Source organism: Kribbella sp. VKM Ac-2569 (assembly GCF_004216905.1).
In the GTDB taxonomy this organism is placed as follows: domain Bacteria; phylum Actinomycetota; class Actinomycetes; order Propionibacteriales; family Kribbellaceae; genus Kribbella.
The window spans coordinates 227857-242241 of the sequence record NZ_SGXJ01000006.1; the positions used below are offsets into that span (position 1 = coordinate 227857).

The following is a 14385-nucleotide window of genomic DNA, read 5'->3' on the forward strand; positions in this document are numbered from 1 at the left end:
GTAGATACATCAGATCACCTATTGCTGACCTTCACCGTCACCGCCATTGCCGTTGCCATCAGCGCCGCTCCGAGTGCGACCGCGAAGCCGTACTGCGGGTTGTGCCCGTCGACGACCCAGCCGGCGAACGCCGAGCCCAGCGCCATACCTGCTGCGCCGCCCGAGTTCACCCAGGTGAAGGCCTGGGTCAGGACCGCGGAGTCGACGGCCGACTCGGTCAGCACCGCCGACAAGGTCTGGAAAGGCGCGATCGCCAGGCCGGGGAGCGCCAGCGCGAACGCTGCGGTCAGTGGGCTGTGCACGGCGATCAAGGGCAGACAGCTCACGGTCAGCCAGACGAAGGCGATGACGAACTGCGTCTCCGGAGCGATCCGCCAGCGCCTCGCGCCGTACAGGAGACCGGCGAACAAACTCACCAGGCTGGTGATGCTGTAGAGCGGTCCGGCGAGACCCGGCGTACCTCGTGCGACTGCGAACGCCGTGACCGAGACCTGCATGCTGCCGAAGAACAGGCCGATGCCGACGTTCGTCCCGACCAGGCCGACGAATCGCTTGTGCAGCAGGCGTTTGGGACTCTGATGGTGACCTGGCGTGCTCGGCGGCGGCGCAGTACCTCGCTGCACTGCCAGCAGGAAGCCACCGGACAGCAGGAGACTCGTCGCGAGGATCGAACCGATCGCCGGGCTGATGGACGAGCTCACGATGCCGACCAGTCCAGGGCCGACCATGAACGCGATGCCGACGCTGAACGCCTCCAAGGCGAACGCGGTGGACAGGAGCGGTGTGTCCCGGAGGGCGTGCGACCAACGCGCCCCGGTCTGCGCACTCAGCTGCGGTAGCGATCCACCGGCGAGTACACCGGCCACGATGAGTGACCACAGGGACGCGTGCGAGACGGTGAGGCCGATGAGCAGCGCCATCGTCGTGGCGTGCGCCAGCAGCGTGACGGGCAACATGCGGGTCTGACCGAAACGGTCGATGAGCCGGGCGACCTGCGGCCCGGCGACCGCTTCGGCGACTGCGAAGCCGCCGGTGACGCTACCGGCCGCGGCGTACGAGCCAGTTGATCCGTGGACCAGCCAGACGATGCCGAGGCCGGTCATGGCGATCCCGATCCGTGCCGGGGCCGCCGCTAGGTAGAACTTCCACGCGCCGGGAGTACGCAGTACCGCTGCGTAGGTGTTGGTGGGCGCGTCTATCCGTCCGGTGAGAGCCGGCACGGTGAGACCTTCCGCTGCCCGATGGGGCGGGGACCCGACCGTGGGCGTCCAGCTTCGCCGGTCTTGTCCATCCGCCTAGAACCGTCCATGTTCGACAGGAAGCGGGGACGCTCACCGCCTGCCGGCACTGTCAACGGGCAGAAACCTTGATGGTTCAGGTTGACCGGAACATCGTACCGCCCTCGAGCACCGGCACCGAGTCACTTTCGTCGACCTCGGCCGCGATCGCGACGTCCTCACCGAAGCCGTACTGCGTGAGCTCGCGGCCGCCGGCGCACTCGTGCAGGAGCGCGGGCAGGTCGTCCGCAACCGCGTCGTACGCCGCCACCGCCGCTCGTGCTTCCGGGGAGAGGCTGTCGCCCTGGAGCGCGCTCAGGAACCCGCCGGCTCCCCAGAGGTCCTCGACCGCGGGCCGGAGCGACCCGTCCTTCCACCGCTCCCCTGCCGCGATCGCAACGACCTTGCGGCCGGCACCGTGCTGCTTCACCCAGTCTGCGGCGGCCCGCCGGTTGCGCAACGACACCGCCAGCACCGTCGCGCCGCTGTCGCTAAGCAGCTTTGCGATCGTCGAACCGTTCGGCGACGGCAGCACGAGCTTGGTGATTCCGGTCACTCGCCTGATCGACACCGGCGAGAGGCTGACGCCGTCAGGGCCCGCCTCGGAACGGCCGACGGCCAGCTTCGCTCCGTACTGCTCGGCGTACTTGACCGCCGTCGCGTCCCGCCATCGGTACGGGTAGACGTCGATCCCGAGGTCGGCCGCGACGGTCACCGCTGTGGTGAACGACAGCACGTCGACGACCGCGACGATGTCACCGGCAACGACCCCGGCGCCGGCCGGCCCCCACTCGAACCCGATGCCGAATCCGTCCTGCGCGTAAGGGCTGGCCACCCGGCAGATCATTCCGCCGGGCGCCCAACCCCACAAGCAGGTTTCAGCTCAGTGCGTCGGCAGCAGCCGGCGACGAGTCCCGCAGGAACGTGACGCAGCGCTCGGCCTCGTCCTTCTCGTCGATGAGCGCCGCGGCCTTCCCGAGCGCCGCGAGCGCGCGCAGGAACCCACGGTTCGGCTCGTGCTCCCACGGCACCGGCCCGTGGCCCTTCCAGCCGTTGCGGCGGAGCAGGTCGAGGGCCCGGTGGTAGCCGGTGCGCGCGTACGCGTACCCCTCGATCGTGCGCCCGTCGGCGAGCGCCCCCTCGGCGAGCACCGCCCAGGCCAATGACGATGTCGGGTGCTTGGCCGCGACGTCCGCCGGAGCGGCCCCGTCGGCGAGTTCCGCCGCGGCCGGGTCGACCGGTAGTAGTGTCTCGGGTGGACCGGACAGCAGATTGTTCAATTCCATAAGCACATCTTCGCTGATCACGCAGCCGTAACGGCACGTGACCGTCTGGCGAAATCCGTTGACCGTTCACCCAGCGGCCACGGATGCTTGAGACCCTGCATCAACCGCCGTGGTTCCCAGCTACGGCCGGAAGGAGGCACCGGATGAGCGTCATAGTCCTGAACGCGTCGTACGAACCGCTGCACACCGTCTCGATCCAGCACGCCATCCGGATGCTGGTGCGCGAGGTCGCAGTGGTCGAAGAGTCGCACGGAGAACGAACTATCGGCCCGTTTCCGGTCCCCCGAGTCCTCCGCCTGGTCCGGTACGTCGTGACGCACTGGCGCTACGCGGCCGGCCGGATGAAGTACAGCAAGCACGGCGTCCTGCGACGGGACAAGTTCCGGTGCGCGTACTGCGGTCTCGAGAACGCCGACACCATGGACCATGTTCAACCCAGGTCCAGGGGCGGCCGCACCGAGTGGCTGAACGCCGTGGCCGCCCATGCCTCCTGCAACGAGCGGAAAGGCAACCGCACCCCGTCCGAGGCCAACATGCCGCTCCTCTGGCAACCCTGGGTACCAACCCGCGCCGAGCTCGTCATAGACACATGACGGGCCTTTTTTATGCCCGCTTCCAGGCATCGGCTGCCCTCCGGGCGCACCCTCGAGATCACCACCGTCGCTGACCGCCCGGACCTCGCCCACGCCGACATCGATGTGGGCGACTGGCCGGCCTTCATGCGCCACAACCGCGTCTCCGAGGCGTATTTCGCCCAGACGGTAGAGACGTTCGCCGACACCTGCCTGATCGCTACCTCGGACGGCAGACCCGTCGGCGACGCCCACGCCGTCCAGCTCTCGGGCGGCAACTTCCCCGCCGGAGGCTGGGAACAATCGGTCGTCCGGGCGTTCACCGACGCCCGCCGCGGCGTCCAGCCAGACACCGCCTGCGCCCTGAACATCAGCGTCGCCCGAGACTTCCAGGGCGAGGGTGTCGCCGCCCTCCTCCTTGCCGCGCTTCGCGAGGCATCCGCAGACCTCGGCCTCAACGCCCTCGATGCGCCCGTACGCCCGACGCACAAGCATCTGGAGCCATTGGTCGCGATGGACGACTACGCCTCCCACACCCGCCCCGACGGCCTCCCGCTCGACCCGTGGCTGCGCACCCACGTTCGCGCCGGCGGCCGAATCGTCGGCGTCGCACCGGCATCGTGGGTGATCGCGGGATCCCTGGCGGAATGGCGCTCCTGGACCGGGCTTCCGTTCGACCGCAGCGGTCCCGTCGAGGTCCCGGGCGCGCTCGTTCCGGTGGAGTGTGACGTCGTCGCCGATCGCGCGGTGTACGTCGAGCCGAACGTCTGGGTGCGGCACGAGTTCTCCACAGATTGAAAATCGTGGGTCCGGGCGGGGTCGGATCGCGGCACGTTCTTGGGCATGAATCCTCAACTTGCCGTGATGGCGTCGATCCGGGGTGGCGTGTTCACCCGGGCCGACGCACGTGCCTCCGGTTACTACGACGCTGACATCGACTCTCTCCTGCACTCCGGGTCCTGGCGACGGATCCGGCGCGGGACCTATGCCGCTCACCGTTCACTCATGCTCGTCACCGACGAGGTCCTCTACCTGCGCCGGATCTACGACGTCCTGCGCGCGGGCGGACCCGGCGTGTTCGCCAGCCATCAGTCGGCCGCGGCCCTGCATGCCTTGCCCGTCTGGGGGCTCGACCTGACCCGGGTCCACGTGACAGCCGCAGACGGACGCTCCGGCCGGGTACGTGGCGTTCACCGCCACATCCGCGACCCAGTGGGGCCTGGCGTCCAACTGTGGAACAGGCTGCGCATGGCCTCGCCCGCCCGGGCGATCGCCGAGGTGGCCGCGACCGCACCACCCGCGCCGGCAATCGTGCTCGCCGACGCCGCGATGTACGCCGGACTCGTCAACCGGCGCACGTTGAACCATGCGGTCACGATGCTCGACCACGGCGCCAAGCGAGCCTCCAGAGTCCTCGACCAGCTCACCGGATCGGCCTCGATCGCCGAGTCCCGCCTGCGCTTCATCCTCGCCGACGCCGGCCTCCCTACCCCCAGTCCGTCACCGCCACCGGACTTCGAACCAGCTGATCCCGACGTGTCCCCAGCCGAAGGATTGTGGTTCCCCGACGAGCGCACCGTCGTCGAGTTCGAACCGCGCTTTCCCTTCTGGTGCGAGGAATTCGAGCCTTCCACCGAGGAGCCGGTCCCCGAGCCGGCCGCCGCCGACCCTGACGGGCCGCAACCCGTCGAGCACTGCTGGATCTCCTGGACCGACCTCGCCGACCCACCGACCGTGGCCGACCGCATCCGTACCACGTTCACCCGAGCCGCCCGCCGAACCGGAATCCGCCACTTCGACCTAGCCCGGATGTGACAGAAGGGCCCACCGCCGGTGGCGGTGAGCCCTTCGCAGGCCCCTACAGGAGGACCAGATGATGTCAGGCGTTCAGCGACGTGCCCGTCGAGCGAAGGTCCTCGCACGCCTCGGCGACGCGCTTCGCCATACCTTCCTCGGCCGCCTTGCCCCACGCGCGCGGGTCGTAGGCCTTCTTGTTGCCGACCTCGCCGTCGACCTTCAGCACGCCGTCGTAGTTGGCGAACATGTGCCCCGCCGCCGGCCGGGTGAACGCGTACTGCGTGTCGGTGTCGACGTTCATCTTGATGACGCCGTTGTCGACCGCCGCCCGGATCTCCTCGAGCGTCGAGCCGGACCCGCCGTGGAACACCAGGTCGAACGGGCGCTCCTTGCCGACCTTGGCGCCGACCGCGTCCTGGATCTCCGCGAGGATCTCCGGCCGCAGCTTGACCGCGCCCGGCTTGTAGACGCCGTGCACGTTGCCGAAGGTCAGCGCGGTCAGGTAGCGGCCGTTCTCACCGGTGCCGAGCGCCTCGACCGTGGCCAGGCCGTCCTCGACCGTGGTGTACAGCTTCTCGTTGATCTCGTTGGCGACACCGTCCTCCTCGCCACCGACGACGCCGACCTCGATCTCCAGGACGATCTTCGCCGCGGCCGCCTGGGCCAGCAGGTCCTTGGCGATCTCCAGGTTCTCGGTCAGCGGCACCGCCGAGCCGTCCCACATATGCGACTGGAACAGCGGATTCTCGCCCCGGGCGACGCGCTCGGCGGAGATCGCCAGCAGCGGCCGGACGAAGCCGTCGAGCTTGTCCTTCGGGCAGTGGTCGGTGTGCAGCGCGATGTTCACCGGGTAGTTCTTGGCGACCTCGTGCGCGTAGGCGGCCAGCGCGACCGAGCCGGTCACCATGTTCTTCACGGTGGAACCGGACAGGTAGTCGGCACCGCCGGTGGAGACCTGGACGATGCCGTCCGAGCCCGCCTCGGCGAAACCGCGGATCGCGGCGATCAGCGTCTGCGAGGAGCTGACGTTGATGGCCGGGTAGGCGAAGCGGTTCTGCTTGGCCTTGTCCAGCATCTCGGCGTAGACCTCAGGGGTTGCAATAGGCATGTCTCGCGGTACTCCTCACAACACAGTTCTTGTGGGTTCGGCTCCAGTATTGCTGCCGGGCACTTCGTCGGATCCGGCGGCCCACCTGCCGAGCCGGCCCGGTGGCCGGGGAGCAATCGGCAGGGATGTAGACCAGTTGATGAACAGGACAGGTCCAGTTCGTTGCGGCGCGATGACGACCGCGCGTCGGGCTCAGGCCGAGCCGGTGCGCGGGCCGCGGGGGGTCAGGGCCATGTGCAGCCGGTAGCGGTCGGCGCGGTAGGCCGACCAGGACAGTTCGACGACCTTGCGGCCGGCGAAGGTGGTGCGCTCGAGGACCAGCAGGGGTGCCCGCCGGGCCACGCCGAGCACCCGGGCGACATGACCGTCGGCGTTGTCCGCCCGGACGGTCTGCTCACCGGAGGTGACGACGACGTCGTACTCACTGGCGAAGACGTCGTACAGAGTGCCGAGCTCGCGGCCGAGCAGGCCGGGGAAGAGCGCGGACGGGTAGTAGCCGACCTCGTAGGCCATCGGCGACGCGTCGGCCGTGCGGAGCCGCTCGACCCGGATCACCTTGGTGCCCTTCGCGACCCGCAGGCCCTTCGCGGTCTCGTCGGAGGCCTCGATCTCGCTGGCCGACAGCACCACGGTCCCGGGCTCGAGCCCACGGGCCCGCATCTCCCGGGAGAACGAGGTCAGGTGCAGCTGCGAGTCGACCTGCGGACCGGTGACGAAGGTCCCCTTGCCGTGCACCCGTTCCAGGGCGCCGGACTCGACCAGGTCGCTGATCGCCTGCCGGACGGTCACCCGGGAGACGTTCAGCTTGTCCACCAGGGCTCGTTCGGAGGGGATCGGGTCCCCGGGATGCAGCTCGACGTCGATCAGCCGTTCCAGCACCGATCGGACCTGGGCCCGCTTCGTCGCCACCATGGAATCTCGATCCTCCAGACCTGGGCGGGTCTCGGGGGTGCCCCGGGACGCCGCTCACTGCTATCGTGCGCAGCATACCTGTTAAGACCAGATAGGACCAGTGATCGTAGTGGTGTCTGTCCCCGCCCAAGAGACCCGGATGGCGGCCGAGATCGCAGAGCAGCCGGCCGCGCTCGCCGCGACGTTCGAGCATGTTCTGCCGCTGCGGCACGACATCACCCGGCTGGCTGCCGGGCGCCGGAACGTGATCTTCGTGGCGCGCGGATCGTCCGACAACGCGGGGGTCTACGGCCGCTACCTGACCGAGATCCACGCGGGCCGGCAGGCGTCACTGGCCGCTCCTTCGGTTGCGACGTTGTACGGCGCGAACCTGGACCTCTCGAACTCGCTGGTGGTCGCGGTCAGCCAGTCGGGCGCGACCCAGGAGATCGTCGACACGGCCGAGTGGGCGAAGCGGAACGGCGCGGCGATCGTCGGCATCACGAACGACGGCAACAGCCCGCTGGCCTCGACGGCCGACGTCGCCCTGATCACGCAGGCGGGCCAGGAGCTCGCCGTACCGGCCACGAAGACGTACACGACGCAGCTGGCCGCGATCACGGTCGCCGTGGACGCGCTCGCGCCGCGGCCCGGGACGCTCGACGCCGACATCGCGCGGGTCCCGGACGCCGCGACCAAGATGCTGTCCGGGTCGGTCGAGGCGGCGGCGGACCTGCTGGCGGCGGCGCACGACGTGCTCGCGAGTGGTCGCGGACTGACGTTCGGCACGACACTCGAGGTCGCGCTGAAGCTCGAGGAGACCTGTCTCCAGCCGGTCCGCGGACTCTCGTACGCCGACCTGAAGCACGGCCCGATCGCGGTTGTCGACGCGGACCTGGTGACAATCCTGGTCGCCGCAGGCGACGGTCCGGCGCTGCCCGGTATGACCGAGCTGGCCGGCATCGTCCGCGAGAAGGGCAGCAAGATCCTCGGCATCGGCGGCGACTCCACCTTCGCCTCCCGCTGCGACGTGAACCTGGCCGGCCCCGACCTCCCTGAAACGCTGGCGCCGCTCGCGCTGGTCATCCCGGCCCAACGCGCCATCGAACTCCTGGCCCGCAAACTCGGCCTCGACCCCGACGCTCCCCGCGGCCTCCGCAAGGTCACCCAAACCGACTGAACAAAGTGCTCACTTGGTGAGCACTTTGGGTGGAATCGTGGTGGTCATCAACCGGGGCAGCACCTGAGAGAGGACCACCACGATGTTGCGAGGGTTTGCGACTGTCAGCTTCTACGCGGGCGACGTGAAGGCGGCACGGAGCTGGTACGAGGAGTTCCTGGGGATCGAGGCGTACTACGCCGTGCCGACGGCGGAAGAGCCGGCGTACGTCGAGTTCCGGTTCGGGGACTTCCAGTGCGAGCTGGGAATCATCGACGCCAAGTACGCAACGCACCAGGTCGGGCCGGTGGCAGCCGGGGCGATCGTCAGCTGGCACGTCGACGACCTGGAGGGCACGCTCGCGCGGCTGCTCGAGCTCGGGGCGACGCTCAACGAGGGAATCGTTGAGCGGGGCAACAACACGGGCTTCCGCACCGCGTCGGTCGTCGACCCGTTCGGCAACCTGATCGGCATCATGAACAACCCGCACTACCTGCAGATTCTCGAAGAACTGAAGGCGTGAAGGCGGGCGAGGTTCAGAAGTCGATCCGCATGACCGCGCGGCGTTTGCCCGGCCGGCTCACCTCGGCGAAGCCGGCGTCGGCGAACGTGTCGAGCGTGCCGACCGATCCGCCGTCGATGAAGTCGGGGTAGCCCTCCACGGCGCGGGCGCCGCGTTCACGGGCGAAGTCGGCGGCGGCCCGGGCGAGTGCACGGCTGATACCGCGGCGCCGGTAGCCGACGCGGGTGACGAAGCAGGTCACGGCCCATACCGTCGTGTCGGCCTTGTCCTCGTTGCGGTCCGTCCAGGGGACACGGTTGTCGCGGCGCAGCCTCGGGTGGTCGGCGCGCGAGGCAACGGCGCACCAGCCGACGGGCTCGCCGTCGAGGTACGCGACCAGGCCGCTCGTGGTCTTCGCCTTCGGGTTTCCGCAGGCGGTCTGGTCGCGGAGCCGGGCGGCGAGCTCTTCGGGGCCTTCCGAAGCCCAGGACTCCTTGGGCAGCATCCGGAATCGTTGGCACGAGCAGCGCGCGGTGTCTCCGCTCGCACCGAAGACCGCCTCGAGGTCCTCAGCGGTCGCCTGGTTCGCGGGGACGATCGTGAGCTGTTCCGCGGCGATCGGTTCGCGGGAGCCCGAGTGACGAGGAACCGGCATCCGCGGGGGCGCAGGGCGCTTCTCCCTCTCGGGCAGTGCGTCCAACATGAGCCGGACATCCACCGTGTCGCCTGCGTCCAGTCCGTGCGGCTTGCGTACTGCGTCCTTCAGCGGGAGCACGTAGCTGCCGTCCTTCGGCATCAGGGACGTCTTCCACTCGGTGCTGCCGATCCGGGCGCGAATCGGCAGCATCCCCCAGCCGTAACTGGCGGCAGAAGCCACGGCCCGCAGCGCGTCGGACTCCTCCTCCGGCACGGGAACGAAGTAGTACGGCGCGGGACCGCGCCACTCGATGACCTCGCCGCTGAACGACTGATCCATGGATCAGATGCTAGGCCGTGTTCCGGACAGACAACTTCCGGATTCGGCACCTATTTCAGAAGTTGCCGCGGTGGGTGAGGGCAGTGGTGATCTGAGTCGCGGCCTGCTGAAGGTGCGGGAGGAACTCCTCGCAGAGGGACGTCGAGGTTGAGCGGGAGGCGTGGGCCGAGACGTTGAGCGCGGCGATGATGCGGCCGCGGGAGTTGTGGATTGGGGCGGCGATGGAGCGGAGACCGAGTTCGAGTTCCTGGTCGACGAGGGCATAACCGTCCGCGCGGGCCTGGGTGATGCTGGCGCGGAGGTCACCCGGCGTCGTGATCGTGCGATCCGTGAGCGGCTCGGCTTGCAGGGTCTCGAGGTACGCCGTGAGGTCCTCGTCTGGCAGGGCGGAGAGAAGGACCCGGCCCATCGAGGTCGGGTACGCCGGCAGCCGGGCACCGACGCCGAGGGCGACGGTCATGATCCGGCTGGTTGGTACGCGAGCGACGTACACGATGTCGGGGAGGTCGAGGGTCGCGATCGAGCATGACTCCCGGGTCTTGGCACTCAACTCCTCCATGAACGGGCCGGCGAGTTCGCCGAGGTCCAGGGAGGAGAGGTACGCCCAGCCGAGGGCGAGGACGCGTGGGGTGAGGGAGAACCGGCGGTTGTCGCTGCGCACGTAGCCGAGTTCCTCCAGCGTGAGCAGGATCCGGCGCGCTGTCGCGGGCGTGATGCCGACGGCTCGCGCCACCTCGCTGAGGGTCAGCGAGGGCGCGTCGGTGGAGAACGCGCGGATCACCGCGAGGCCTCGCTCCAGACCTTGCAGAAACGTGCCTGTAGACGCGTCACCCGGCATCGGCTAGCCTGCTTTTCGTTGAAAGAAGAACTATTCGCTGAGCGAAATCGTAGCGGAGCTGCCGATGCCACGTCCAGTCGAGACTGATGCGGCGCCGTCCGGCGCTGGGTTCGTGCACACGTTCCTGCCCGGGCGGGTGGTGTTCGGGGCCGGATCGCTCGACCGGGTCGCGACCGAGGTCGAAGCACTCGGCGTACGGCGGACGCTCGTGATCGCGACGAACTCCGCGCGGGCCGCCGCCGACGCGGTCGAGGCGCAACTGGGCGACCTATTTGCGGGCCGGATCGACGGCGTGGCACAGCATGTCCCCACCGAGCTGGCGGAGGGCGCGCGGGCGAAGGCACGCGAGGCCGGAGCGGACGCGGTCGTCGCCATCGGTGGTGGCTCGGCGATCGGGCTGGCGAAGGCAATCGCCCTCACCACCGAACGCGTGGTGATTGTTGCGGTGCCGACGACGTACGCCGGGTCTGAGATGACGCCGGTGTGGGGTGAGACGACAGACGGCCATAAGAGCACTGGGACTGACCTGCGAGTGCTGCCGCGCGTGGTGGTTTACGACCCGGTGTTGAGCCGTGAATTGCCGTTGAAGGTGACGGCGGCGAGTGTGGCGAATGCGATTGCGCATTGCGTGGAAGCGGTCTGGACACCGAAGGCCGATCCGATCACGGAGCTGACCGCGGTGGAAGGACTGCGGGCGTTGAGCAGCGGATTGCGGGATGTGTTGCTCGTCCCCGACGACTTAGATGCTCGAAGCAACCTTCTATACGGTGCCTGCTTGGCGGGTTCGGCGCTGGCGACGGCTGGGACCGGCCTGCATCACAAGCTGTGTCATCTGCTGGGCGGCACCTACAACCTGCCGCACGCAGAGACGCACGCGGCGGTACTTCCTCAGGTTGCCCGCGTCAACGCTTCCTCAGTTCCAGAAGCGAAAACACGGCTGAAAGCCGCACTGGGCACAACAGACCTGGCAGGTGGATTGTTCCACCTGTTCCAGGACGCGGGAGTGCCAACGAGTTTGCGGGAGCTGGGCTTGACCGAGGAGCAGGTCGCGGAAGCAGCCGCGGCGTTCAAGCCGACGGACAACCCGATCCCGGCGACGGAGGACCTGGTGCGGGACATCCTGACCCGCGCCTGGTCCGGTACGCGACCTTGATGAGCGAGGAGACCGGATGGACCTGCAAGGAGATGATCTGACCGCAGCCGTGGTGGCCAGCTTCGGGGACAGCCCGAGCGACCGCTACCGGGAGGTGATGAGCGCCCTCGTACGCCACCTGCACGCGTTCGCACGCGAGGTGGACCTCACCGAGGACGAGTACTTCACCGCCATCGACTTCCTGACCCGGACCGGTCAGATCTCGACCGGCACGCGACAGGAGTTCGTGCTGCTGGCCGACGTACTCGGGTTGTCGATGCTCACGGTCGGACTGGGGAACCGGAAGCCGCCCGGGGCCACGCAGTCCACGGTGTTCGGCCCGTTCTTCGTCGAGGGATCACCCGAGGTGCAGCTCGGTGGCGACATCTCGAACGGCGCCCCTGGACAGCCGTGCCTGGTGAGCGGGCGTGTCCTCAACACCAAGGGCGAGCCCATCCCGGACGCGCTCGTCGAAACCTGGCAGGCCGACGAGGACGGATTCTACGACGTACAGAAGGAGCTCGACGGCCCGCAGAACCGCGCCCATCTGACGACCGATGCCGATGGCAACTACCGGTTCTGGGCGGTCAAGCCGGTCGCCTATCCGATCCCCGACGACGGGCCGGTCGGCGAACTCCTTCGCGCGGGCGGTCGCGGCCCGATGCGCCCAGCGCACATCCACTTCATGGTCACGGCCCCTGGGTACAGCCGCCTGATCACGCACGTCTTCGCGGCAGGCGACGAATACCTCGACACCGACGCGGTGTTCGGCGTCAAGCAGTCGCTCATCGCCGACTTCACCGAACACCCGGCCGGCACCGAGGCCCCCGACGGCAGTACGCCGGACCAGCCCTACTACACGGTCAGCTACGACCTGGTGCTCGCCACCACCGAGGAGACCCAGCAATGATCACCACAGACGTTCTCATCGTCGGTAGTGGCCCCGCAGGCGGCGCCGCCTCCCTCTTCCTGTCCACGTACGGCGTCGACAACATTGTCCTCACCCGGTACGGCTGGACCGCCAACACGCCCCGCGCACACATCACGAACCAACGCACGATCGAGTTGATGCGCGACGCGGGCATCGAGGATCAGGTCGTCGACAAGGGCACCGCCCACGACCTGATGGGCCAGACCGCGTTCTGCACCAGCCTGGCCGGCGAGGAGATCGGCCGGATCCGCACGTGGGGCACGCATCCACGCCGCCTGGCCGACTACACGGAAGCCAGTCCCTGTCTGCCCATGGATCTCCCCCAGACGCTGTTCGAGCCGATCCTGGTCAGTACGGCGGCCAGTCGCGGCGCGCGGCTCCGCTTCAACACGGAGTATCTGTCCTTGGAGCAGGACGACGACGGCGTCACCGCCACGGTGCGGGATCGGTTGAGCGACACGACGTACCAGATCCGCGCCAAGTATCTGATCGGCGCGGACGGCGGGCGGAGCAAGGTTGCCCAGGACATCGACCTGCCGATGGCCGGTGCGATGGACATCGAGGGTTCGATGAACATCGTGTTCGAGGCCGATCTGAGCCGGTACGTCGCGCATCGCCCGAGCGTTCTGTACTGGGTCCTCCAGCCCGGCGCGCAGATCGGCGGTATCGGCGCCGGTCTCGTCCGGATGGTCCGTCCGTGGAACGAGTGGCTGATCGTCTGGGGCTACGACATCAACCGGCCCGCGCCGGTCGTCGACGAGGCGATGGCGACCGAGATCGTGCACAACCTGGTCGGCGACGACACGATCGACGTGAAGCTGAAAGGTACGTCGGTCTGGAGCGTCAACCACATGTACGCCGAGAAGATCTCGAAGGGCCGCGTCTTCTGTATGGGTGACGCAATCCACCGGCATCCGCCGAGCAACGGCCTGGGCTCGAACACCTCGATCCAGGACGCGTACAACCTGGCCTGGAAACTCGCCCTGGTTCTCAAGGGTCAGGCCGCGCCCGAGCTGCTGCAGAGCTACGAGGCCGAGCGTGCCCCGATCGCGCGGCAGATCGTTGACCGCGCCAACAAGAGCCGTAACCAGTTCGGCCAGATCTTCCGGGCGCTCGGCATGACGCCGGACGCGCCGGCGGGGCGGACGATCGAGTCGCGTAAGGACGACACGCCAACCGCAGCCGCGCAGCGCGAGGAGCTGCGGAAGGCGATCGAGCTGAAGGACTACGAGTTCAACGCGCACGGTGTCGAGCTCGGGCAGCGCTACCGCTCGTCTGCCGTGGTCGACGACGGTACGCCCGAGCCGCCGTACGAGCGGGATCACGAGCTGTACTACCACCCGACAACCTGGCCGGGTGCCCGGATCCCGCACTGCTGGCTGACGCGCGGATCGGACACCGTGAGCACGCTGGACGTGGTCGGGAAGGGCCGCTTCACCCTGCTCACCGGCATCGGCGGCGACGCGTGGGTAAAGGCGGCGCAGTCCGTGTCCGAGCAGCTCGGCGTACCGATCGAGCCGTTCGTGATCGGGCCGGGTCGTGAGCTGGACGACCTGTACGGCGATTGGGCGCGGGTGCGCGAGATCCCGGACGAGGGCTGTCTGCTCGTCCGGCCCGACGCGCACATCGCCTACCGCGCGTTCGACCAGCCCGACGATCCGACGGAAGCGCTCCGACAGGCGGTCGGTGCGGTCTTAGGCCGCTGAGGAGGCGGCGGCCTCGCGGAGGATGCGGTCGAGGATCGCCGAGATCTCCGCGGTCTCGGCGTCCAGCAAGGTGATCAGCGCGACCCTCGAGGTGTCCGACCGCGCCTCCAGAGCTGCCGCGCTCAACGCGCGCACGGTGCCCAGCTCGTGTATCAGTTCGTCCCACAGAGCGTTCATCAGCAAACCCCCATGTGCCCCGTCACCACATCC

At 68.5% G+C, this 14385-nt stretch carries 16 protein-coding genes; 8 read left to right on the top strand and 8 right to left on the bottom strand.

What is annotated here, in order from left to right:
• Positions 1-14 precede the first annotated feature (14 nt).
• The 3 genes from EV649_RS35155 to EV649_RS35165 all read right to left on the bottom strand — a co-directional run bounded on the left by EV649_RS35155 (position 15) and on the right by EV649_RS35165 (position 2563).
• Positions 15-1220 carry an MFS transporter gene (locus tag EV649_RS35155; protein ID WP_130388008.1) on the bottom strand — a complete coding sequence of 402 codons (1206 nt, stop codon included), beginning with the start codon at positions 1218-1220 and terminating at the stop codon, positions 15-17.
• A 154-nt stretch (positions 1221-1374) separates the two neighbouring features.
• Positions 1375-2112 (bottom strand): 2-phosphosulfolactate phosphatase, encoded by a 738-nt coding sequence (locus EV649_RS35160; RefSeq protein WP_130388009.1) that lies wholly within the window; start codon positions 2110-2112, stop codon positions 1375-1377.
• 43 nt (positions 2113-2155) lie between these two features.
• Positions 2156-2563 carry a DUF3151 domain-containing protein gene (locus EV649_RS35165; RefSeq protein ID WP_130388010.1) on the bottom strand — a complete coding sequence of 136 codons (408 nt, stop codon included), beginning with the start codon at positions 2561-2563 and terminating at the stop codon, positions 2156-2158.
• A gap of 143 nt (positions 2564-2706) precedes the next feature.
• Between EV649_RS35165 and EV649_RS35170 the strand changes: the two genes are divergently transcribed.
• Genes EV649_RS35170 through EV649_RS35180 form a run of 3 tightly spaced genes read left to right on the top strand, consistent with a single transcriptional unit; the run spans position 2707 to position 4950 of the window.
• Positions 2707-3156, top strand: coding sequence for an HNH endonuclease (locus EV649_RS35170; RefSeq protein ID WP_130388011.1), 450 nt, complete (start codon positions 2707-2709; stop codon positions 3154-3156).
• 12 nt (positions 3157-3168) lie between these two features.
• Positions 3169-3933 (top strand): GNAT family N-acetyltransferase, encoded by a 765-nt coding sequence (locus EV649_RS35175; RefSeq protein ID WP_130388012.1) that lies wholly within the window; start codon positions 3169-3171, stop codon positions 3931-3933.
• 45 nt (positions 3934-3978) lie between these two features.
• On the top strand, positions 3979-4950 hold the full coding sequence (locus EV649_RS35180) for a type IV toxin-antitoxin system AbiEi family antitoxin domain-containing protein (RefSeq protein WP_241999077.1): 972 nt from the start codon (positions 3979-3981) through the stop codon (positions 4948-4950).
• Positions 4951-5014: 64 nt separating this feature from the next.
• Here EV649_RS35180 and fbaA read toward each other — a convergent pair whose 3' ends face one another.
• Complete coding sequence (gene fbaA, locus EV649_RS35185; protein WP_130388013.1) at positions 5015-6040, bottom strand: class II fructose-bisphosphate aldolase; 1026 nt, start codon at positions 6038-6040, stop codon at positions 5015-5017.
• Between the two features lie 192 nt (positions 6041-6232).
• Positions 6233-6952, bottom strand: coding sequence for a GntR family transcriptional regulator (locus EV649_RS35190; protein WP_130388014.1), 720 nt, complete (start codon positions 6950-6952; stop codon positions 6233-6235).
• A 139-nt stretch (positions 6953-7091) separates the two neighbouring features.
• On the opposite strand from EV649_RS35190, the gene EV649_RS35195 reads away from it, so the two are divergent.
• Both EV649_RS35195 and EV649_RS35200 read left to right on the top strand, forming a co-directional pair.
• Positions 7092-8111, top strand: coding sequence for an SIS domain-containing protein (locus tag EV649_RS35195; protein WP_130388015.1), 1020 nt, complete (start codon positions 7092-7094; stop codon positions 8109-8111).
• Between the two features lie 82 nt (positions 8112-8193).
• Positions 8194-8613 (top strand): VOC family protein, encoded by a 420-nt coding sequence (locus EV649_RS35200; RefSeq protein ID WP_130388016.1) that lies wholly within the window; start codon positions 8194-8196, stop codon positions 8611-8613.
• A gap of 13 nt (positions 8614-8626) precedes the next feature.
• Here the strand turns inward: EV649_RS35200 and EV649_RS35205 are convergent, their stop codons facing one another.
• Together EV649_RS35205 and EV649_RS35215 are read right to left on the bottom strand one after the other, a co-directional pair.
• Positions 8627-9568: a DUF1905 domain-containing protein gene (locus tag EV649_RS35205; protein ID WP_198682856.1), complete on the bottom strand. Its 942-nt coding sequence runs from the start codon at positions 9566-9568 to the stop codon at positions 8627-8629.
• 55 nt (positions 9569-9623) lie between these two features.
• A complete protein-coding gene (locus EV649_RS35215; protein WP_130388017.1) occupies positions 9624-10406 on the bottom strand; it encodes an IclR family transcriptional regulator C-terminal domain-containing protein in 783 nt (260 codons plus the stop codon).
• A gap of 64 nt (positions 10407-10470) precedes the next feature.
• Here EV649_RS35215 and EV649_RS35220 point away from each other — a divergent pair, with 64 nt between their 5' ends.
• From EV649_RS35220 to EV649_RS35230, 3 genes are read left to right on the top strand one after another with little or no spacing between them, the layout of a single operon-like run.
• Positions 10471-11559 carry a maleylacetate reductase gene (locus EV649_RS35220; RefSeq protein ID WP_130388018.1) on the top strand — a complete coding sequence of 363 codons (1089 nt, stop codon included), beginning with the start codon at positions 10471-10473 and terminating at the stop codon, positions 11557-11559.
• Between the two features lie 16 nt (positions 11560-11575).
• On the top strand, positions 11576-12448 hold the full coding sequence (locus EV649_RS35225; RefSeq protein ID WP_130388019.1) for an intradiol ring-cleavage dioxygenase: 873 nt from the start codon (positions 11576-11578) through the stop codon (positions 12446-12448).
• Positions 12445-14175, top strand: a complete 1731-nt coding sequence (locus tag EV649_RS35230; RefSeq protein WP_130388020.1) for an FAD-dependent monooxygenase — start codon at positions 12445-12447, stop codon at positions 14173-14175. The genes EV649_RS35225 and EV649_RS35230 overlap by 4 nt, the downstream gene beginning before the upstream one ends.
• Here the strand turns inward: EV649_RS35230 and EV649_RS35235 are convergent.
• Complete coding sequence (locus tag EV649_RS35235) at positions 14164-14352, bottom strand: hypothetical protein (RefSeq protein WP_130388021.1); 189 nt, start codon at positions 14350-14352, stop codon at positions 14164-14166. The two genes, EV649_RS35230 and EV649_RS35235, sit on opposite strands and share 12 nt — an antisense overlap.
• Positions 14353-14385 lie beyond the last annotated feature (33 nt).